This is a genomic window from Paracoccus versutus, from assembly GCF_000763885.1.
GTDB lineage: Bacteria > Pseudomonadota > Alphaproteobacteria > Rhodobacterales > Rhodobacteraceae > Paracoccus > Paracoccus versutus.
Genome location: NZ_JRKO01000008.1, coordinates 1 through 20,366 on the forward strand (window position 1 = coordinate 1; position 20,366 = coordinate 20,366).

Sequence of the window (20,366 nt, forward strand, 5' to 3'; positions counted from 1 at the left end):
ATCTGCCCGATCGGCACCACGAAGGTGATCAGGATGAACAGCAGGAGCGGCAGCACCAGCAGGAACGCCCGCCGACGCGCACGACGCGAACTCCGCGCAAGCGCAGACTTCAACGGACGACCGTCCGCGGTTCTCAGCGTGCCGCCTTGGTCAAGGCCGCCGGCCTCGGTCACGATGGCGGCATGGGGGTCGAGGGCTTTGGCCATCTTGGTCCTTTGTCGGGCAATCCGGGGTCGAAGCCGCGGCCCGGACGGTCCGGGCCGCGGCATTGCGCAGGTCAGTTGGCGGCCAGCCAGCCGTTGAAACGCTCGGCCAGTTCGGCGGAATGGTCGGCCCAGAACTCCGGGTCGTCCATGACGGCGGTCTTCATATGCTCTTCGCTGGTGGGCATGTGCGGCGCCATCTCGGTCTTGCCGTCCTGGAACAGCCCGACCAGCGCCGCCGAGCTTTTCCGCGACGGGCCATAGGCGATGTATTTCGCCTGGTTGGCCAGCTGCTCGGTCGCGGTGGCGAATTTCAGGTATTCCAGCGCCGCCTCGGGGTTGGGCGAGCCCTTGGGAATGGCGAACATGTCCATGTCCATGTATTGCCCGTCCCAGATGATCTCGAAGGGCTTGCCCTCGCCGACCATGGCGTCGAAGAAGCGGCCGTTATAGCCGGTGGCCATCACCACCTCGCCATCGGCCAGCAGCTGCACCGGCTGGGCGCCGGCCTCCCACCAGACCACGTCGCCCTTGATGGTGTCGAGCTTGGCAAAGGCCTGGTCCACGCCCTCGGGCGTGCCCAGCACCTCATAGATCTGGTCGGGCGCCACGCCATCGGCGATCAGCGCCAGATACAGGGTGCGCTTGGGGTTCTTGGGCAGGCCGCGCTTGCCGGGGAACTTGGCGGTGTCGAAGAAATCCGCCGCGGTCGAGGGTTTCTCGCCGTCGAATTTCGTGCTGTCGAAGGCGATGACCGTGCCCCAGAAGATGTTCGCCACCGCGCATTCCTGAAGCGCGCCGGGGATGAAATCCTCGGTCGCGGGGGTGCCGTCGGGGGCGGGCGGCAGGATGGCGGGGTCGATCTCGACCAGCGCGCCCTCGTCGCAAAGCCGGATCGCGTCCGAGACCTCGATGTCGAACACGTCGCCGGTAATGTTGCCCGCCTCGACCTGCGCCTTCAGCGGCGTGGCCGGGTTGTCGGCGGCCAGCATGTTCACCTTGATGCCGGTCTGCTCGGCGAAGGGGATGTTATAGGCCTCGACCTGCGAACGCTCATAGGCGCCGCCCCAGGAGACGACGTTGACCTCCTTGTTCTGGGCCTGCGCCGCAAGGCCAAGGCTGCACAGCGCCGAGGTCAGGATCAATGTGGTTTTCATGTTCTACTCCCGTTGGTTTTGCGGCTCTTTGGCCGCTCTTTGCCCGTTCGGGCTTGCCGGGTGGCCGCGGCGGGTCTGTCCCGCCGCGGGCCTCCTTGCATGTCAGTTCGCCAGCCAGGCGTTGAAGCGTTCCTGCAACTCGGCGTCGTGGTCGACCCAGAAGTCCAGGTTCGAGGCCAGCGCGTTTTCCAGGTTCTCGGCATAGGTGGGCAGGTTCGGGCCCATCGGCACGTCGGTGCCCTCGATATTGCCGACCAGGGCGGCGGCCGAGACGCGCGGCGGGCCGTAGCTGATGAACTCGGCGGCGCGGGCCTGCTGCTCGGGCGCGGTCGAGAAGGCGATGAACTCCCTGGCGGCCTCGGGGTTCGGGGCGCCCTTCGGCATCACCCAGCCCTCCATCTCGTAGATCTGGCCGTCCCAGACGATCTTGAAGGGCTTGCCCTCCTGCTGGGCGGCGTTGAAGATCCGGCCGTTGAAGGCAAAGGCCATCGACACCTCGCCATCGGCCAGAAGCTGCGGCGGCTGCGCGCCGGCTTCCCACCAGATCACGTCGTTCTTGATCGTGTCGAGCTTGGCGAAGGCCTGGTCCACGCCCTCGGGGGTGCCCAGCACCTCATAGACCTGGTCGGGCGCGACGCCATCGGCCATCAGCGCGAATTCCAGGTTGAACTTGGCGCCCTTGCGCATGGTGCGCTTGCCGGGGAACTTGGCCGTGTCGAAGAAATCGGCCGCGCCGGCGGGCTTGGCATCGGGGAACTTGCCGTCGTCATAGGCCAGGATCATCGAATAGACGTCCGTGCCCACGAAGCATTCGGTGATCGCGCCCTCGATGAAATCGTCGGCGGCCGGGGTGCCGTCGGCGGCGGGGGTCAGGATCGCCGGGTCGATCACTTCCAGCAGCCCCTCGTCGCAAAGCCGCACGGCATCGGCATATTCGACCGAGGCCACGTCGATCGAGACATTGCCCGCCTCGACCTGGGCCTTGACCGGCGTCGCGGGGTTGTCGGCATCCGAAACCACGACCTTCTTGCCGGTCTGGGCCTCGAAGGGCTTGGCATAGGCCTCGACATGGCTCATGCCATAGGCCCCGCCCCAGGACAGCAGGTTGACCTGCTGGTCCTGTGCCTGGGCCGCAGCCGCGACGACGACCAGCGCAGAGGTCAGTATCAGCGTGCGTTTCATCATAACTCCCTGGTTCCTTGCGTAATGCACGTTCACACCGGATCGAGGGCGCGGGCATCCTCGGGATGCCAGCCGATCCGTATCGTCTGGCCGGGCGACAGCTTCACCTGCCCCAGCGTGTTGCGGTATTTCATCACGAAATCGTCCTGCCCGGCGACATGCAGCCGCGCCCGCAGGATGTCGCCCATGTAGATCACGTCGCGCACCTGCGCCTCGATGGTATGGGCACCGGCCGGCATCAGCTCGGGCTTGAACTCGACCCGCTCGGGCCGGATCGAGACCGTCGTGACCTGGCCGCTTTCGCGGATGTTGACGGCGGTGGCGTCGATCAGCTCGCCATTGTCCAGCCGCACCAACGCCTTGTCGCCCTGCAGCTGCTCGATGGTGCCGCGCAGGGCGTTGTTCTCGCCGATGAAGCCGGCGACGAAGCTGTTCTCGGGCTGCTCGTAAAGCACCGGGGGCGGCGCGAGCTGCTGGATGCGGCCGTCGTTGAACACGGCGATGCGGTCCGACATGGTCAGCGCCTCGCCCTGGTCGTGGGTCACATAGACCACGGTGATGCCGAGCCGGTCGTGCAATGCCTTGATCTCGAACTGCATATGCTCGCGCAGCTGCTTGTCGAGCGCGCCCAGCGGCTCGTCCATCAGCACCAGCTTGGGATCGAACACCAAGGCGCGGGCCAGCGCGATGCGCTGCTGCTGGCCGCCGGAAAGCTGCGCCGGGCGGCGGTTCTTGAACTGGCCCATCTGCACCATGTCGAGGGCGCGGGTGATGCGGCTTTCGCGCTCGTCCTTGCCCATGCCGCGCACTTCCAGCGGAAAGGACAGGTTCTCGCCCACGCTCATATGCGGGAAAAGCGCGTAGTTCTGGAACACCATGCCGATGCCGCGCCGATGGGGCGGCACGTCGTTGATGTTGCGGCCGTCCAGCCGGATCTCGCCATGGGTCGCCGTCTCGAATCCGGCCAGCATCATCAGGCAGGTGGTCTTGCCCGAGCCGGAGGGGCCGAGCATGGTCAGGAACTCGCCCTTGCCGATGGTCAGGTTCAGATCTTTGACGACAAGCGATTGCCCGTCATAGCTTTTCTGGACGTGATCGAAGACAACGAAAGCGTCGTTGCCGGGGTCTGCTGTCACGATGCGGGCTCCCTGTTTCTATTGGTTCTTCGTTCCGCCAGCCAACAGTAATCGGCGCTTGTCGGGGAATGCAACTCACTTGTGCAGCCGGCCGGAAGGACGCAGGCGACGAAGTTGGTGTCACATTGCGTCATTGCCCTTTCGCCGGGCAGATTCGGGTTGACAGCGACATGGCCGGGCTCAGCGAAAGCGATAGAGATCGGCGTCGGGATCGGCGCGGCCGTCGATCCGGCGCGCGGTCAGTTCGGCGGCGATGACGGAATAGGTGATGCCGTTGCCGCCAAAACCCATCACCGTATGACAGCGCCGGCAGCCCGGCACCGCATCGACGATCGGCAGCCCATCGTCGCTGTCGCCGAAGGCCGCGGCCCAGCGATAGGCCGGGCGGCCGATGCGGATGCCGCAGGTCTCGCGCAGCTTGCGGGCGATCTCGCCGGCGTTGCGGCGCAGCTTGCCGGCATCCTCGTAGGCATCGGGGCTTGCCTCGTCCTCGCCGCCGGCGATGATCCGGCCGCCGGGCGTGGTGCGGAAATACAGGTAGGGATCGGCCGCCTCCCAGACCAGACAGTCGTCGAGCCAGGCCGGATGGCGCACCCCTTCGGCCGAGGCGACGGCCCAGGTCGAGATGATGCGGTGATGCGCCGAGGCAAGCTGCGGCAGGAATTCGTAGCCGGTGCAGAACACCGCATGGCCCGCCACCACCACCCGCCCGGCCGAGGATGCCAGCGCCACCCCGTCCGCCAGTTCCGCGAAATCCGCGACCTCGAAGGGCGAGACGATCTCGGCCCCGCGTTCCTGCGCCAGCCGCAGCAGCCCGGCCGTCAGCTGCGCCGGATTGGCCGAGGCCGAGGCGGTAGAGCGGATGGCCCCCGTGCGGTCGATGCCGTATGCCTCGAGCAGGCGCCGGCGCGAAAGGAACTCGGCCGCGATGCCGGTTTCGCGGCGCAGCGCCGCCTCGGCCTCCAGCGCGCGAAAGCCCATCTCGTCGCCGGCCAGGTAAAGCGCCCGCTTGCGCTGCATCTGGCAGTCGAGCCGCAGCCGGCGCGACAGCCGCAGCAGTTCCTCGACCGCCTTGACCGAGCGCAGCCAGGCCCGCGCCGCCTTGTCGGGGCCGATCTGGCGCGCCAGCCGGCTCAGCGGCACGTCGATCTCGTGCTGGATCATCGCCGTCGAGGCAAGCGACGAACCCCGCACCGGCTGGCGCCGGTCCACCAGCAGCACCCGCCGCTTGCGCCGCGTCAGCCGCTCGGCCAGCAGGGCCGCGGAAATGCCGGTGCCGACGATCACCACGTCCCAGCGCGGCTGCGAGGGCTCTGCCCGATGCGCGACCGAGATATGCGGCGTCTCGGCCCAGAAGGGATGCGCCGTGCGCAGCCGCCGCTGGATGGTGCGCCGGGGCCCGGTCATTCCTTGCCCGCCCAGGCCATTTCCCGCTGCGGGATCGCGGGCGGCTGGTAAAGCCCCGCCGTGCCGTCCCGGTCCCGCCTGAGCACCGAAAGCGCACCGTCGGCCTCGAGAATGGCGAACTTGACGTCGGCCAGGTCGGCCACGCCCTTTTCGCGCAGCTTGGCGTGCAACTCGCCGATGCCGATGCCCTGCCGGCGCAGGCGGTCTTGGTGGACGCGGCCCTCGGTGACGACGATGCGCGGCCTGCCCTCGAAGATCCGCGACAGCAGGTCCGAGGACAGGATCGCCTCGTCCACCAGCTTGTTGAAGGCGGCGACCAGGAAGATGGCGAACATCGCCGGCAGCATCGGCACGTCGGGATAGAACAACGAATCGCCCACCGCCGAGCCGATGGCGATGACCAGCAGGAACTCGACGATGGAAAGCTGCGCCACCGTGCGCCCGCCCAGCCAGCGCATCAACGCCAGCGTGTAGAAATAGATGATGACGGTGCGAAGAAAGACTTCCCAGGCGAAGGACAGATCCTGATCGCCCAGGAAGATGCGGTGAAGTTCGTCAAGCATGGCCGCCGTCCCCTGCCCGCGCCGGTTTGCGCCAAGGGACAAGCCGCGATCCGGGGCGCCGGTTCCACGCCCCGAACACCGGCGCCGGAAAACCTAGACGGCCAGGAAGCCGCCATCCACCGGCAGCACCGCGCCCGAGACCATGCGGCTGTCGTCCGAAAGCAGCAGCGCGATGCTTTGCGCGACCTCCTCGGCCTCGGCAAAGCGGTTCAGCGGGTGGCGCACCATCATCGGCTGGCTTTTCGCCGGGTCCGACCAGGCCTCGGCCGCCAGTTCGGTCAGGGTGATGGTGGGCGCGACCGCGTTCACGCGGATGCCGTGCGGGCCCAGTTCCTTGGCCAGCACGCGGGTCGCGCCCTCGAGCCCGGCCTTCGAGGCGGCATAGCACAGGTGGTCCTGGAAGCCGCGATGACCGGCGATCGAGGTGATGTTGACGATGGCGCCGCCGCCGCCCGCCGCCACGCGGGCGCGGGCGAATTCCTGGCAGCAGATCAGCGCCGCGCGCAGGTTGATGCCCAGGACCGCCTCATAGCCGGCCTCGGTCATGTCGAGCACGCTTTCCAGCACGTTGATGCCGGCGCTGTTGATCAGGTAGTCGGCGGTCCCCGCCTGCGCCATGGCGGCGCGGGTGGCGGCCGGGTCGGCCAGGTCGACGCGGATGCCGCGCGCGCCGATCTCGGCCGCGAGGCTGTCGAGGTCGGATTGGGTGCGGCTCAGCGCCACGACCTCGGCCCCGCGCCCGGCCATGAGACGCGCGCAGGCGCGGCCGATCCCTTTGCCCGCGCCGGTGATGATGACGGTCTTGCCCGAGAATTGCATGGTTCCTCGCATGTCCAGTTCGGCGGCAGGGCCGCCCGTGTTCAGTTTTGCGGCAAGGCCGCCATGGCGGCGCGGATCTGCCGCGCCGTGGATTGCAGCGCCAGGAAGGCGGCATGGCGCGCGTCCTGCCGCGCGCGGCTGGCGGGATCGGGGGCGCAGCGCGTGGCGATGCGCGACATGGCGGGCATGGCGGTGTGCAGGTCGGGGAACACCCCCGCCGCCACCGCGCCCAGCATGGCCGAGCCCAGCAGCACCGGCTCGGGGCATTCCGTCACCTCGACCGGCAGCCCCGTCGCATCCGCCAGCAGCTGCCGGGTCAGCGGATGCGCGCCGGCGCCGCCGCTGACGCTGATCGTCTGAACCGGGGCGCCATGCTGGCCTTGGGTCTCGATGATCTGGCGCAGGCCATAGCCCAGGCCGCAGATCCCGGCGACATAAAGCGCGACCAGCGAATCCGGCCCCGTCTCCATCCCCTGCCCCATGATGACGGCGCGAGCATGGGGATCGGCAAAGGGCGCGCGGTTGCCCAGGAACTCGGGCACCACATGCAACTCGTCGGCCAGCCGCAGGGCGGCGCTGGCATCGCCCGCCAGTTCCAGCGCCCGGTCGGCCAGCCATTGCGGCAGCGACTTGCCCGCCGCCTCGGCCAGCGCCGTCGCCTCGGCCGTGGCGGGATGCAGCTGCACCAGCTGGTCGATGGCGGCGCCGGCGGCGGACTGGCCGCCCTCGTTCAGCCACATGCCGGGCACCATGGCCGAGTAATAGGGCCCCCAGACGCCCGGCACGAAGGCCGGCTCGCGCGTCGTGGTCATGGTGCAGGAGGAGGTGCCGAAGACATAGCCCAGGCAAGCCGTCGCATCGCCCCCCGCCGCCACCGTGCCGACGCCGCCGGCATGGGCGTCGATCAGCCCGGCCGCGACCGCGGTGCCGGGACGCAGGCCCATCGCCTCGGCCGCGGCCGGGGTCAGCCCCTGCCCCAGCGCCGTGCCGGGATCGACGACGCGGGCGCCGATGCGGGCGAAACCGTCGTCGGCCAGATCGCCCAGGCCGATCTGGCGGAAATAGCCCGCGTCCCAGCGCCCCTCATGCGCCAGATAGGTCCATTTGCAGGTCACGGTGCAGGCGGAGCGCTCCAGCGCGCCGGTCGCCTTCCAGGTCAGGAAGTCGGTCAGGTCGAAGAAATGCGCCGCCGCCGCATAGACCTCGGGCCGGTTCTCGCGCAGCCACAGAAGCTTCGGCGTCTCCATCTCGGGCGAGATGCGGGTGCCGACATAGGCCAGCACGTCGTGGCCCAGCGCATTGATGCGCTCGGCCTGCTCGACGGCGCGGTGATCCATCCAGACGATGATGTCACGCTCGGGGTGGGCGGGATCGCCCACCGGCAGCGTCGCATCCCCCGCCCCGCGGACGACAAGGGAGCAGGTGGCATCGAAGCCGATGCCCGTGACGCGCGCCGGGTCGATCCCGGCGCGGGTCACGCATTCCCGGACGGAGTCGCAGACCGCGCGCCAGACCTGCTCGCTGGACTGCTCGGCGATCACCCCGCGCTCGCGGTGCATCGCGATGGGGCGCTTGGCCGTGGCAAGCAGGCGGCCTGCGCGGTCGAAGACCCCGGCACGGGCCGAGCCGGTGCCCACGTCGATGCCGATCAGATACTGGTCCATGGCGCTACTCCGTTCCGGGTGCCGGGCGTCAGACGCGGTCGAAATTGGTCGGCAGCACCAGCATGTCGCGGATGGTGACGGTGCGCTTGCGGGTCAGCATGTATTCGACCGCATCCGCGACCTCTTCCGCGTCGATCAGGCTGCCGCTTTCCTTGGCCTTGCGCAGGTTCTCCTCGGGCCAGTCGGCCAGCAACGCCGAGACCACCGGGCCGGGCGAGACCTGCATGACGCGCACGCCATGCGGGATCATCTGCCGGCGCATGCCCTGGACAAAGCTGGTGATCGCCCATTTCGAGCCGGAATAGACCGGCTCCCAATAGGTCGGGAAATGGCCGGCGATCGAACAGGTGACGACGATGTCGCCGGTCTTGCGCTCGCTCATGTGCGGCACCACGGCATGGACGTTCTTCATCACCGCGTTGACGTTGAGGTTCAGCATCCGGTCGATGGCCTCGGGCGTCGTCTCGGTCAGGTCGCCGCCGATATAGGTGCCGGCGTTGCAATAGAGGATGTCGATATGGCCGGTCTTGGCCAGGATCTCGGGGATCATGGCGTTGCAGCTGTCCGCGTCAAGCAGGTTCGTCACCTGCGGGATCGCCTTGTCGCCCAGCTTGGCGGCCAGTTCGGCCAGCGCCGCCTGGTTCCAGTCCACCATGACCACGGTGGCGCCGCGGGCAAGCAGCCGCTCGGCGGTGGCGAGCCCGATCCCCGAGGCCGCGCCGGTGATGACGGCGATCTTGCCGTCCAGCGATTCAGACATTCCGTTCTCCTGTCTTCAGAATGATGCGGGCGGGGCTCAGCGCCATTCGCGCCCGATATAGATGGCCAGCAGGATGATCGCGCCCTTGATGACGTCCTGCAGGTAGGGGTTGATGCCCATCAGGTTCAGGCCGTTGTTCAGGATGCCCAGCAGCACCGCGCCGATCAGCGTGCCCAGGATCAGGCCCCGCCCGCCCGAGATCGCGGTGCCGCCCAGCACCACGGCGGCGATGGCGTCAAGCTCGAAGCCCTGGCCGGCATTGGGCTGGCCGCTCATCAGCCGCCCGGTCAGGATCACCGCGGCCAAGGCCGAGGTCAGGCCCGAGATGCCGTAGACCGCCAGCTTCACCCGCTGGGTCTTGACACCCGAAAGCCGCGCGGCGGTCTCGTTGCCGCCCAGCGCATAGACATGGCGGCCGAAGGCGGTGCGCTGCAAGAGCACCCAGGCCACGGCATAGATCAGCACCATGACGATGACCGGGACCGGCACCACGCCGACGCGCCCGACCCCGAACCAGGAAATCCAGCTGGGAATGCCGCTGATCGGATAGCCGCCGGAATAGATCAGCCCCAGGCCGCGCGCCATGCCCATGGTGGCCAGCGTCACGATGATCGCCGGCATCCGGCCCCAGGCGACCAGCACGCCGTTGGCCAGCCCGATGCCCAGGCCGATCAGCAGCCCGACCAGCAGCGCCACCGGCGCGGGCAGGCCCATGTTGACCATCATCCCCGCGCTCAGCGTGCCGACCAGCGCCATGACCGCCCCGACTGACAAATCGATCCCGCCGGTCAGGATGACGAAACTCATGCCGACGGCGAGGATGCCGACGACCGACACCTGGCGCAGCACGTTCATGATGTTGTTCAGGCTGAAGAAATTGTCGCTCGCCAGCCCCATCAGCACCGAGACGGTGATCAGCCCGATCAGCGGCAGCGCCAGCGGCGAATGCAGCAGGCGGCCAAGCGAGAAGCCTCCGGTTTTCCCGGCCGAGCCGGTGTTTGCGTCATGCGACATGTTCAACTCTCCCGGTCGTGGCATGGGTCATGATGGTTTCGGAATCGATCTGGTCGCCCTCGACCGTGGCCACGATCCCGCCCGAGCGGAACACGCAGACCCGGTCGGACATGCCGATCACCTCGGGCAGTTCGGACGAGATCATGATGATGGCGCCGCCCTTGGCGGTGAATTCGCGCATCAGCGCATAGATTTCCGCCTTGGCGCCCACGTCGATGCCGCGCGTCGGCTCGTCGAAGATCAGCACCTGCATGTCGTGGTTCAGCCAGCGGGCGATGACGACCTTCTGCTGGTTGCCGCCCGACAGCGTATCGACGCGGGCATGCGGCCCCTGCGCCTTGACGCGGACCTGCGCCATGGCGGTCTCGGTCGCGGCCAGTTCCTTTTTCAGGTCGATGAACCAGTGGTTCTTGCGATACTTGCCGTAATTGTTTAGCGAGACGTTCTGCAGGATCGAGAAGCTGGTGATCAGCCCCTGTTCCTTGCGGCTTTCGGGCAGCAGGCCGATGCCATGCGCCAGCCCCTCGTCGGGGCCGCGAAAGCGTTTCTCGACCCCGTCCACCTTCACCTTGCAGCGCGCCGCCGGATATGCGCCCAGCATGGCCAGCACGGTCTCCGTGCGGCCCGAGCCGACCAGCCCGGCAAAGCCCAGGATCTCGCCCTTGCGCAGCGAAAAGCGTGAGACGGGGCCGCCCTTCTTCAGCTGCACCTCCTCGACCTCGACGACAACGGAGGCGGTCGAGGGGGCCGGCTTGGGCGGGAAGTTGTTCTCGATCCGGCGGCCGACCATCATCTCGACCAGCCGGTCGTTGTCCACGTCCGGGACCGCGCAGGAGGCGATGAACTCGCCGTCGCGCAGCACGGTGATGCGGTCGCAGATCTCGAAGATCTCTTCCAGGTGATGCGAGATGAAGATGATCGCCACGCCCTGCCGGCGCAGCTCGCGCATGACCTTGAACAGGTGCTCGACCTCGGAGGGGGTCAGGGTCGCGGTCGGCTCGTCCAGCACCAGGATGCGGGCGTTCAGGGACAGCGCCTTGGCGATCTCGACGAATTGCTGCTCGGCGACGGACAAGCGATGCACCGGCACGTCCAGGGCCACGTCGACGGCCAGCTGGCGCATGATCTCGGCGGCGCGGGCGCGCATCGCCTTGCGGTCCAGCGTGCCGAAGCGTCCGCGGATCTCGCGCGCCAGGAACATGTTCTCGACCGCGTCGAGATAGGGGATCAGGCTGAACTCCTGGAACACGATGCCCACGCCCGCGGCGATGGCCTGGTCGTAATCGGCAAAGTGGCGCTCGGTCCCCTCGATGCGGATCGTGCCCTCGCTGGGCTGGATGATGCCGCACAGGATCTTCATCAGCGTGGACTTGCCGGCGCCGTTCTCGCCCAGAAGCGCATGCACCTCGCCGGCGCGGACCTCCATGTCGACGCCGTGCAGGACTTCGATCTTGCCGAAGCTTTTTCGGATTCCCTTCAGTTCCAGCATGATGCCCTCCTGAATGGCTGGGAAATGTCCCGCCCCCGCGGCATGCGGGGACGGGAGCGGGGAGGAACCCTTACCAGCTGAACTCGGCAGCGTTCTCGGCGTCAACGACCATGACGTCGATCGGCACTTCCTTCGGCACCACGCGGGCGCCCCATTTCTGCGCCAGCGCCATGGCCAGGCCCACCCGGACCTGGTCGCGCGGGAATTGCGCGGTGGTCTCGATGAAGGGGCCGCCTGCGGCGATGGCCTGGACCGCCTCGGGTGCGCCGTCGACCGACGTCAGCTTGATGTCCTTGCCCGAGCCCTGGATCGCCGCCAGCGCGCCCATGGCGCCGCCGTCGTTGACCGAGAAGATGCCGGCCAGGTTCGGCTTGGACTGGATCATGTTCTCGACCACGCCCAGGGCGACCGAGCGGTCCTGCCGGCCGTTCTGGGTATCGACCAGGGTGATTTCCGGGAACTCCTCCAGCGCGGCCTTGCAGCCCTCGACGCGCTGCAGGATCGGCACCACCGGGATGCCGTCCAGGATCGCGACCTCGCCCTTGCCCTCCAGCGCCTCGCCCAGATACTTGCAGGACATGTAGCCCGCGTCCCGGTTCTTGGAGCCGACGAAGGTATCGACCGGACCGTTCGCGTTCGCATCGACCGCGACCACGGTCACGCCCGCGGCCTTGGCGGCGTGGACGGCGGCCTCGATCCCAGCGCTGTCGGTCGGATTCAGCAGCAGGATGTCGATGTTCTGCTGCAGCATGTCCTCGACATCCGAGATCTGCTTGGCCACGTCATGGCCGGCGTCGGTGACGACGACATCGGCGCCCAGGCTGGCGGCGGCCTCGTTCAGCGCCTCCTGCATGGACACGAAATAGGGGTTGTTCAGCTCCTGGAAGGTCATGCCGATCTTCAGCTTGTCCTGGGCCAGCGCCGGGGCCGCCATGAGCGCAAGCGCGGCCGAGGCGGTGAGCAGTTTCGTTTTCATCTGGGTTCCCTCCCATCTGGATGAAAGCAGGCATGGCCTGCGCGTCTCCGGGCGGCGCCGCGCCGCCCGAATTGGTGAAATTGGCGATTTCGGTCCTTGTCAGTCCGCCATGACCAGCGCCTTCTGGGCCGCGAAAGTCGCGCGGAACTGCGAGGGCGACATTCCCTTGAGCTTCAGGAAATGCCGGTTGAAGTTCGACAGGTTCGAAAACCCGACCTCGTAGCAGATTTCGGCCACCTTGACGTCGGGATCGGTCAGCAGCATCTGGCAGGCCAGGTCGATGCGCAGCTGGTTGCGATAGCGCACCAGCGTGGTGCCGGTATGGCGCTTGAAAGCGCGGGAAAAGGCGCTTTGGCTTTGCCCGACCATCTCGGCCAGCTCGCCCTCCTCGATCTGCTCGGTCAGGTGTTCGCGAAGATGCGACAGCGCGCGGTTGATGCCGCCGTCATGGGTGCGCGTCAGGTCCAGCTCGAAGCTGAGGCTGGCCAGCACCTCGTATTCCGGTGCATGGGCCAGCAGGTCCAGGATGTCCCAGAACAGCGCCAGACGGCGCAGGCCCTGCGCCTCGACCAGCCGCTCCATCAGCGGGCGGACGCGGGCGCTGGTCTCGTCGTCGAAGAGCAAGCCGCGGCGCGAGCGTTCCAGGAGCGGGCGCAGCGCCTCCATCTCGGGCATGGCGGCGCTGGCCTCTTCGATGAAGGCTTCGGGGAACTGGATCACCAGCGAGCGCAGCGGCACCGCCTCGCCGGGCGGGATGTCGCTGATCCAATTCTGCGGCAGGTTCGGCCCGGTCATGATCAGCTGGCCGGGCTGGAAGCTGCCGACATGGTCGCCGATGTAGAATGTGCCCGAGGTGGCGACGACCAGGTGGATTTCGTATTCGGGATGGTAATGCCAGCGCACCGTGCGGAACGGATAGCCATGCATCCACGCGGCGAAGGATTCGCCCTTGCGGATGTGGACCAGCTCCAGATCGGGTTGCATTCGCCTTCCTCCCTGCACGCCGCGGACCCTGCCGGGCCTGCCGCGGACGTTCAGGAACCATAGGCTTCATGCCCGCCGGCGATCCACATCAGGGCGAAAAAAATACCGATACTTTTTTGCACCGATCGGTGCAGGAATTGAAGAGCCGGGCACAAGGCGCCGCGACGGGCATATGCTGCATAGCAGAAAGCCCATGCCGCAGCGCAGCGGCATGGGCCTGCTTTTTCGGAAAAACCCTCTGTTAACGCTATCAAGCGCCCAGAGCGGTCAGATCCCGCAGCCGCGGGTAAGCCGCATGATGGGCCTCATACTTTTTCGCATAGGCTGCGGCCAGTTCAGGATCGGGCACAACCTCGGCGCGAATGGCGGGCCTGGCAAAGATGCGGTCCGAGGTATCGCCCGTCGCGCAGGCCGCCGCCAGCTTAGCCGCCCCGAAGGCTGCGCCGAAATCGCCGTCCTCGGGCTCCAGCAGCGTGAGCCCGGTGGCCGAGGCCATGATTCGCAGCCAGGCGCGCGAGCGCGCGCCGCCGCCCACCGCATAGGCGGCCTCGATGGGGGTGCCGGCCTTGCGCAGCGCATGGACGCAATCGGCGAATGCCATGGCCACGCCCTCCATCGCCGCCTGCGCCAGGTCGGCCAGCCCGGTGGCGCGGCGCAGCCCCAGGAAGGCGCCGGTCGCATCGGGATCGTTCAGCGGCGTGCGCTCGCCCGACAGGTAAGGCAGGAACAGCACCGGCGAGGGCGCCGTCACCGCGCCCACCAGCCCGGCAAGCTCGGGCACGGGTTTGCCGGTGATCTCGGACAGCCAGCTCATGCTGTCGGTCGCAGACAGGATCACCCCCATCTGGTGCCAGGTGTCCGGCACGGCATGGCAGAAGGTATGCACCGCATCGCCGGTGTTCGGCGCGTAAGCCTCGGTCGCGGCGAACAGCACGCCCGAGGTGCCCAGCGACAGGAAGCCCGTGCCGGGCGTCATCACCCCCATGCCGCAGGCCGTGGCGGCATTGTCGCCGCCGCCGCCCGCCACCGGCACGCACGGGATGCCCCAGCGCTCGGCCAGTTCGGCGCGCAGATGGCCGGACACCTCGCTGCCCTCGACCAGCCGCGGCATCTGGGCGCGCGTCAGCCCGGTCGCGGCCAGCAGCGCATCCGACCAGTCGCGCTTGCCCACGTCCAGCCACAGCGTCCCGGCGGCATCCGACATCTCGGCCACATGCTCGCCGGTCAGCCACAGCCGCAGGTAGTCCTTGGGCAGCAGCACCTTGGCGGTCCGGGCAAAGATCTCGGGTTCGTTCTGCGCCACCCACAGCAGCTTCGGCGCGGTAAAGCCCGCCATGACCAGGTTGCCGGCGATGCCGTGGAAATCCGCGCGCGCCGTCAGCTCGGCGCATTGCGGACCCGAGCGGCCGTCGTTCCACAGGATGCAGGGCCGCAGCACATGGTCCGCGCCGTCCAGCAGCGTGGCGCCATGCATGTGCCCCGACAGGCCGATGGCCTGCAGCCGCGCCATCGCGGCCGGATGCTCGCGCAGCAGGGTGGCGATGGCCGCCTCGGCGCCGGCGATCCAGTCGGCCGGCGCCTGCTCGGACCAGCCGGGATGCGGGCGGCTGACGGTCAGGGCCGCATGGGCGACGCCGACGGTCGCGAAGCTTTCGTCCACCAGCATCGCCTTGATGCCCGAGGTGCCCAGGTCCAGTCCCAGATACATGGCGCTTACTCCGGCATGACGATCTGCAATTTCACGTCGGTCTCGCGCGCCTCGACGGCGCGGTCGAAGCCGGCGATGCTGTCCGCGAAGGGGATCGAGGCCGAGATCAGCGGCTTGAGATCCACCTTGCCCGAGGCGATCAGCGCGATGGCGCGGTCATAGGCATTGGCATAGCGGAACACGGTCTCGACCCGCAGCTCCTTGGCCTGCAGCCCGACGATGTCCACCGGCACCGGATCGACCGGCATCCCGACCAGCACGATGGCGCCGCCGGGACGAGCAAGCTGGTGCATGCCCAGGATCGCCGGCGCCGCGCCCGAACATTCGAAGACGATGTCGGCGCCCCAGTTGTCGGTCGCCTCGGCCACCGCCTCGGCCAGCGGGCGGTTGCGGATGTTCACGGTCTCGATGCCGTCATAGGCGCCGATGATGTCCAGCTTGGGCTGGGCGAGGTCGGCCACGATCACCCGCGCGCAACCGCCGGCCAGCGCCGCCAGCGCCACCATCATGCCGATGGGGCCGGCGCCCGTGACCACCGCCACGTCGCCCGGCTGGATGCGGGCCCGCAGCGCGGCCTGCATGCCGATGGCAAAGGGCTCGACCATCGCGCCTTCCGCGAAGCTGACATTGCCGGGCAGCTTGTAGGTGAAGGCCGCGGGGTGGACGACCTCGGGCGTCAGGCAGCCATGCACCGGCGGCGTCGCCCAGAAGGTCACGGCAGGATCGACGTTGTAGATCCCCAGCTTGGCGGCGCGCGAGGTCGGGTCGGGAATCCCCGGCTCCATGCAGACCCGGTCGCCGGGCTTCAGATGCGTGACCTCGGCCCCCGCCTCGATCACCGTGCCGGAGGCCTCGTGCCCCAGCACCATCGGCTCGCGGACCACGAAATGCCCGATCTTGCCATGGGTATAATAATGCACGTCCGAGCCGCAGATCCCGACCGTATGCGTCCTGATCCGCACGTCCCTGGGCCCCAGCGTGGCGGGGATGTCGAAATCCCGCAGCGACAGCTTGCCCTTTTCTTCCAGCACCAATGCCTTCATCGCCCGTCCTCCTGATGGCCGCGCCGCCCTTCGGGCGCCCTCGACTCGCGTCTTTGGCGGCGAGTCGGGGCGCATGTAAACAAAAACCCGCGCAGGGCGCGAGCTTTTGCTCATCAGAAGAATAATTGTATCAGCGCTGCGCCGGAAAAGCTATGCGCCGGCTGCGGCGGCGCAGGCGATCCACCCCCGATCGCAAAGAATCAGGGCGGTCATTTCATCAGCCGGTCCTTGACCATGGGGCCGACGGCGCCGAAATCCATCTGCCCGGCATGGCGGGCGCGCAGCTCGGCCATGACCCGGCCCATGTCGCGGATCGACTCGGCGCCCAGTTCGGCGATGGCCTTGTCGATGGCGGCGCGGGTTTCCTCGGCGTCCAGCTGGCGCGGCAGGTAGGACTGGATCACCTTGATCTCGTCCAGCTCGCGCTCGGCCAGTTCCAGCCGGCCGCCCTCTTCATAGGCCTTGGCCGATTCCTGGCGCTGCTTGACCATCTTGGACAGGATCGCGGTCAGCTCGGCCTCGGCCAGCCCGGCCTCGTCGCCGCCTTCGCCGCGGGCGGCGATCTCGCGGTCCTTGATCGCGGCCGAGATCAGGCGCAGCGTGGACAGCCGCGCCGAGTCCTTGGCTTTCATCGCCTCTTTCGTATCGGCCAGAATGCGTTCGCGCAGTCCCATGTGATCCTCGCTGAATGTATTCCGCCGGGTGGTGCCCGGCTTCGCCCCCGCAGTCAAGCCGTGCCCTCAACCCCGTCCCGGCCGCAAAGTTCCGCGCGCCGCCCGTTCCCGCCTTGACGCGCCTGCGCCCTTTACCTAGGTTCCCGCCGATTTACCCGGAGAGTGACGATGCCCCAGAAACCGACCGCATGTCTTGCGCTTGCCGACGGCACCGTGTTCCACGGCCAGGGCTTCGGCGCGGTCGGGGAAGTGGTGGCCGAGCTGGTCTTCAACACCGCGATGACCGGCTATCAGGAGATCATGACCGATCCCTCCTATGCCAGCCAGGTCGTGACCTTCACCTTCCCCCATATCGGCAATACCGGCGTGACCGAACAGGACGACGAGGCGCCCGAACCCGTCGCCTCGGGCATCGTGGTGAAATGGGATCCGACCGAGCCCTCGAACTGGCGCGCCAGCGCCGACCTGGTCGAATGGATGGCGCGCCGCGGCCGCATCGGCATCGGCGGCGTCGATACCCGCCGCCTGACCCGCGCGATCCGCCAGCAGGGCTCGCCCCATGTCGTCCTGGCCCATGACCCCGAGGGGAATTTCGACATCGCCGCCATGGTCGCCAAGGCGCGCGGCTGGAAGGGCATCGTCGGCCTGGACCTCGCCAAGGAGGTCAGCTGCCGGCAAAGCTATCGCTGGACCGAGGGGCTGTGGTCCTGGCCCGGCACCTTCGGCCAGTCCGAGGAAAAGAAACCCTTCCGCGTCGTCGCCGTCGATTACGGCGCGAAACGCAACATCCTGCGCTCGCTGGCGCAAAGCGGCGCCGAGGTGACGGTGCTGCCCGCCACCGCCACCGCCGAGGAAGTGCTGGCCCACGAGCCCGAGGGCGTGTTCCTGTCGAACGGACCGGGCGACCCGGCCGCGACCGGCGAATACGCCGTGCCGATGATCCGGGAGCTGCTGGACCGTGACCTGCCGATCTTTGGCATCTGCCTGGGCCACCAGATGCTGGCGCTGGCGCTTGGCGCCCATACCGTGAAGATGAACCACGGCCATCACGGCGCGAACCACCCGGTCAAGGACGTCGAAACCGGCAAGGTCGAGATCACCTCGATGAACCACGGCTTCGCCGTCGATGCCCAGACCCTGCCCCAAGGCGTGATCGAGACTCATGTCAGCCTGTTCGACGGCTCGAACTGCGGGCTGCGCGTGGCCGACAAGCCGGTCTTCTCGGTGCAATACCACCCCGAGGCCAGCCCCGGCCCGCAGGACAGCGCCTATCTGTTCGAGCGCTTCACCGAGGCGATGCGCAGCCGGCGCGGCTGATCCGGGCGCGGGCCGGGCGGCGGTTAACCGGTTCTTAACCCTCTGCATGGCAGAGAGGGGACCGGAACGACCCAGACCGGGAATCGCCTATGGCCCGCCCCGCCCTCATCTGGCCCCTTGCCGGTGCCCCGGCCGAGGCCGCCGTACCCGCCTTGACGGGCACGGTGATCGCGACCCGCGACCTGCGCCCGCTGGGCCAGATCCTGATCGAGGATGGCGCGGTCGATCCGCGCGACCTGCTCAAGGCGCTGGTCATGCGCGAGCGCCAATCGGCGCGGCTGGGCGAGATCCTGCTGGCGCACGGCTGGGTGCGGGAAGAGGCGCTGCTGCGCGCCCTGTCCCGGCAATGGCGCGCCAGCGTGCTGGACCTGGCGGCGCTGCCGCCCGATCCGCGGCTGGTCGATGCGATGGGCGCGCAGCTTTGCCTGGCCGAAGGCGCGGTGCCCTGGCGCCGGGTCGGCGGCGTCACCTTCATCGCCACAGCGCGTCCCGAGGGGTTCGAGGCATTGCAGGACCGCCTGCCCGAAGGGTTCGGCGCGGTGCGCATGCTGCTGTGTTCGGAAAACGCCGCGCGCGAGGCGATCCTGGCCCTGCGCCGCACCGCGCTGATCCGCCAGGCCGAAACCCGCGTGCCCGCCCAGGAAAGCTGCCGCACCCGCAACGAGCGCCGCTTCGGCCGCATTGCCGTGGGGCTGATGGCGGCAGCGGCGCTGGGGCTGGTGCTGGCGCCCAACGCGGTGATCGCGCTTCTGACGGCCTGGGCGGTGCTGACGCTGGTCGCCTCGGCCACGCTGAAGCTGTTCTCCTTTGCCGCCATCCTGCGCCGGCACCGGCAGGACCGCCTGCAAAAGCCGTCCCATGCCGCCCGGCCGCAGCCCGAGATGACGGCGCCGCTGCCGGTGATCTCGGTCATGGTGCCGCTGTTCGCCGAGGCCGACATCGCCGAAAAGCTGATCGGCCGGCTGTCGCGGCTGGACTACCCGCGCGAGCTGATGGACATCCTGATCGTGGTCGAGGAGACCGACCGCGTCACCTGCGAGGCGCTGCAGGGCGTCCGGCTGCCGCGCTGGCTGCGCGTGATCCAGGTGCCCGACGGGCCGGTGCGCACCAAGCCGCGGGCGCTGAACTATGCGCTGAACTTCTGCCGCGGCTCGATCATCGGGGTCTGGGACGCCGAGGACCGCCCCGAGCCGGGCCAGCTGCACAAGGTCGCGCGCGGCTTTCACTTCGCCCCGCCCGAGGTGGCCTGCCTGCAAGGCGTGCTGGACTATTACAACCCCCGCACCAACTGGCTGGCCCGCGCCTTCACCATCGAATATGCCGCCTGGTTCCGCGGCACGCTGGCCGGGGCGGCGGCGCTGGACCTGGTGGTGCCGCTTGGCGGGACGACGCTGTTCTTCCGCCGCGACGCGCTGGAAGAGATCGGCGCCTGGGACGCCTGGAACGTGACCGAGGACGCCGACCTGGGCGTGCGCCTGACCCGGCGCGGCTATCGCACGCGGATGCTGGACACCGTCACGCATGAAGAGGCGAACTGCCGCCTGATCCCCTGGGTCAAGCAGCGCTCGCGCTGGCTCAAGGGCTTCGCGATGACCTGGGGCGTGCATATGCGCGACCCGGTGGCGCTGTGGCGCGACCTGGGGACGCGGCGCTTCCTTGCCTTGCAGGTGCAGCTTTTCGCCTCGGTCTCGCAATACCTGCTGGCGCCGGTGCTGTGGAGCTTCTGGCTGCTCAGCCTGGGCCTGCCGCATCCGATGCGGGACATGCTGTCGGGCATGCTGGGCGGCCATGCCATCGCCCTGCTGTTCGCGCTGTTCGTGGCCTCGGAATTGCTGAACATCGCCGTCGGCCTGTGGGCGGTGCGCGGGCGGGCGCATCGCCACCTGCTGCCCTGGGTGCCGACGCTGCACCTGTATTTCCCGCTCGGCTGCCTGGCGGCCTGGAAGGCGATCTACGAGGTGGTGGTCAAGCCCTTCTACTGGGACAAGACCCAGCACGGCATCTTCGAGGCCGGCCTGGACGAGCCGCCCGAGCCCGCGCCGCCGCCCGCCGGCCGGCTGATCCCCCTGCGCGAAACCGCCGCCGGAGAGCCCGCAAGCCCCATCGCCGCCGAAACCGACCCGGACCTCGACCCGCTGCTGGTCCCCTTGCTGGGCAAGATCGACTGAACCGATGCAGCCGCCTGGCACCCCCGGCAGGAGGAGCCGCGGACCCCGCAGCGAACCTACCGCAGCTTCCTGGTGCGAGGCAGGACTGGCCGAACCGGGCGC

At 68.4% G+C, this 20,366-nt stretch carries 17 protein-coding genes and 1 pseudogene; 2 read left to right on the top strand and 16 right to left on the bottom strand.

The features are described 5' to 3' along the window. From IT40_RS04585 to IT40_RS04660, 16 genes and pseudogenes are all read right to left on the bottom strand, one after another. Positions 1-206, bottom strand: a pseudogene (locus tag IT40_RS04585) (ABC transporter permease); the annotation flags it as partial. Between the two features lie 71 nt (positions 207-277). Continuing rightward, entirely contained in the window at positions 278-1,360 is a 1,083-nt protein-coding gene (locus IT40_RS04590) for an ABC transporter substrate-binding protein (protein WP_036751254.1), read from the bottom strand. 102 nt (positions 1,361-1,462) lie between these two features. Then, complete coding sequence (locus tag IT40_RS04595) at positions 1,463-2,542, bottom strand: ABC transporter substrate-binding protein (protein ID WP_036751416.1); 1,080 nt, start codon at positions 2,540-2,542, stop codon at positions 1,463-1,465. 32 nt (positions 2,543-2,574) lie between these two features. After that, complete coding sequence (locus tag IT40_RS04600) at positions 2,575-3,678, bottom strand: ABC transporter ATP-binding protein (RefSeq protein ID WP_036751256.1); 1,104 nt, start codon at positions 3,676-3,678, stop codon at positions 2,575-2,577. A 180-nt stretch (positions 3,679-3,858) separates the two neighbouring features. Further along, positions 3,859-5,085, bottom strand: coding sequence for an NAD(P)/FAD-dependent oxidoreductase (locus tag IT40_RS04605; protein ID WP_036751258.1), 1,227 nt, complete (start codon positions 5,083-5,085; stop codon positions 3,859-3,861). After that, positions 5,082-5,648, bottom strand: a complete 567-nt coding sequence (locus IT40_RS04610; RefSeq protein ID WP_052095748.1) for a DUF421 domain-containing protein — start codon at positions 5,646-5,648, stop codon at positions 5,082-5,084. The genes IT40_RS04605 and IT40_RS04610 overlap by 4 nt, the downstream gene beginning before the upstream one ends. Before the next feature lie 93 nt (positions 5,649-5,741). Further along, positions 5,742-6,467 carry an SDR family oxidoreductase gene (locus IT40_RS04615; protein WP_036751260.1) on the bottom strand — a complete coding sequence of 242 codons (726 nt, stop codon included), beginning with the start codon at positions 6,465-6,467 and terminating at the stop codon, positions 5,742-5,744. A gap of 41 nt (positions 6,468-6,508) precedes the next feature. Next, the gene (locus IT40_RS04620; RefSeq protein WP_036751262.1) at positions 6,509-8,131 is read right to left on the bottom strand and encodes an FGGY-family carbohydrate kinase; all 1,623 of its coding nucleotides are present in this window, start codon (positions 8,129-8,131) and stop codon (positions 6,509-6,511) included. A 28-nt stretch (positions 8,132-8,159) separates the two neighbouring features. Next, the gene (locus IT40_RS04625) at positions 8,160-8,891 is read right to left on the bottom strand and encodes an SDR family oxidoreductase (protein ID WP_036751264.1); all 732 of its coding nucleotides are present in this window, start codon (positions 8,889-8,891) and stop codon (positions 8,160-8,162) included. 36 nt (positions 8,892-8,927) lie between these two features. After that, entirely contained in the window at positions 8,928-9,905 is a 978-nt protein-coding gene (locus IT40_RS04630; RefSeq protein ID WP_036751266.1) for an ABC transporter permease, read from the bottom strand. Then, positions 9,895-11,394: a sugar ABC transporter ATP-binding protein gene (locus IT40_RS04635; RefSeq protein WP_036751268.1), complete on the bottom strand. Its 1,500-nt coding sequence runs from the start codon at positions 11,392-11,394 to the stop codon at positions 9,895-9,897. Before IT40_RS04635 ends, IT40_RS04630 begins: the two co-directional genes overlap by 11 nt. Positions 11,395-11,464: 70 nt before the next feature. Further along, positions 11,465-12,370 (bottom strand): ABC transporter substrate-binding protein, encoded by a 906-nt coding sequence (locus tag IT40_RS04640; protein WP_036751270.1) that lies wholly within the window; start codon positions 12,368-12,370, stop codon positions 11,465-11,467. A 99-nt stretch (positions 12,371-12,469) separates the two neighbouring features. Further along, positions 12,470-13,354, bottom strand: a complete 885-nt coding sequence (locus IT40_RS04645) for an AraC family transcriptional regulator (protein WP_036751272.1) — start codon at positions 13,352-13,354, stop codon at positions 12,470-12,472. Between the two features lie 250 nt (positions 13,355-13,604). Further along, positions 13,605-15,062, bottom strand: coding sequence for a xylulokinase (gene xylB / locus IT40_RS04650; RefSeq protein ID WP_036751275.1), 1,458 nt, complete (start codon positions 15,060-15,062; stop codon positions 13,605-13,607). A 5-nt stretch (positions 15,063-15,067) separates the two neighbouring features. Continuing rightward, a complete protein-coding gene (locus tag IT40_RS04655; RefSeq protein WP_036751276.1) occupies positions 15,068-16,105 on the bottom strand; it encodes an NAD(P)-dependent alcohol dehydrogenase in 1,038 nt (345 codons plus the stop codon). Positions 16,106-16,314: 209 nt separating this feature from the next. After that, positions 16,315-16,779 (bottom strand): GatB/YqeY domain-containing protein, encoded by a 465-nt coding sequence (locus tag IT40_RS04660; protein ID WP_036751277.1) that lies wholly within the window; start codon positions 16,777-16,779, stop codon positions 16,315-16,317. A 168-nt stretch (positions 16,780-16,947) separates the two neighbouring features. Here IT40_RS04660 and carA point away from each other — a divergent pair, with 168 nt between their 5' ends. Both carA and IT40_RS04670 read left to right on the top strand, forming a co-directional pair. Beyond that, positions 16,948-18,096 carry a glutamine-hydrolyzing carbamoyl-phosphate synthase small subunit gene (gene carA, locus IT40_RS04665; RefSeq protein ID WP_036751278.1) on the top strand — a complete coding sequence of 383 codons (1,149 nt, stop codon included), beginning with the start codon at positions 16,948-16,950 and terminating at the stop codon, positions 18,094-18,096. 89 nt (positions 18,097-18,185) lie between these two features. Then, positions 18,186-20,264, top strand: a complete 2,079-nt coding sequence (locus IT40_RS04670) for a glycosyltransferase (protein WP_036751279.1) — start codon at positions 18,186-18,188, stop codon at positions 20,262-20,264. The last annotated feature ends 102 nt before the right edge of the window (positions 20,265-20,366 follow it).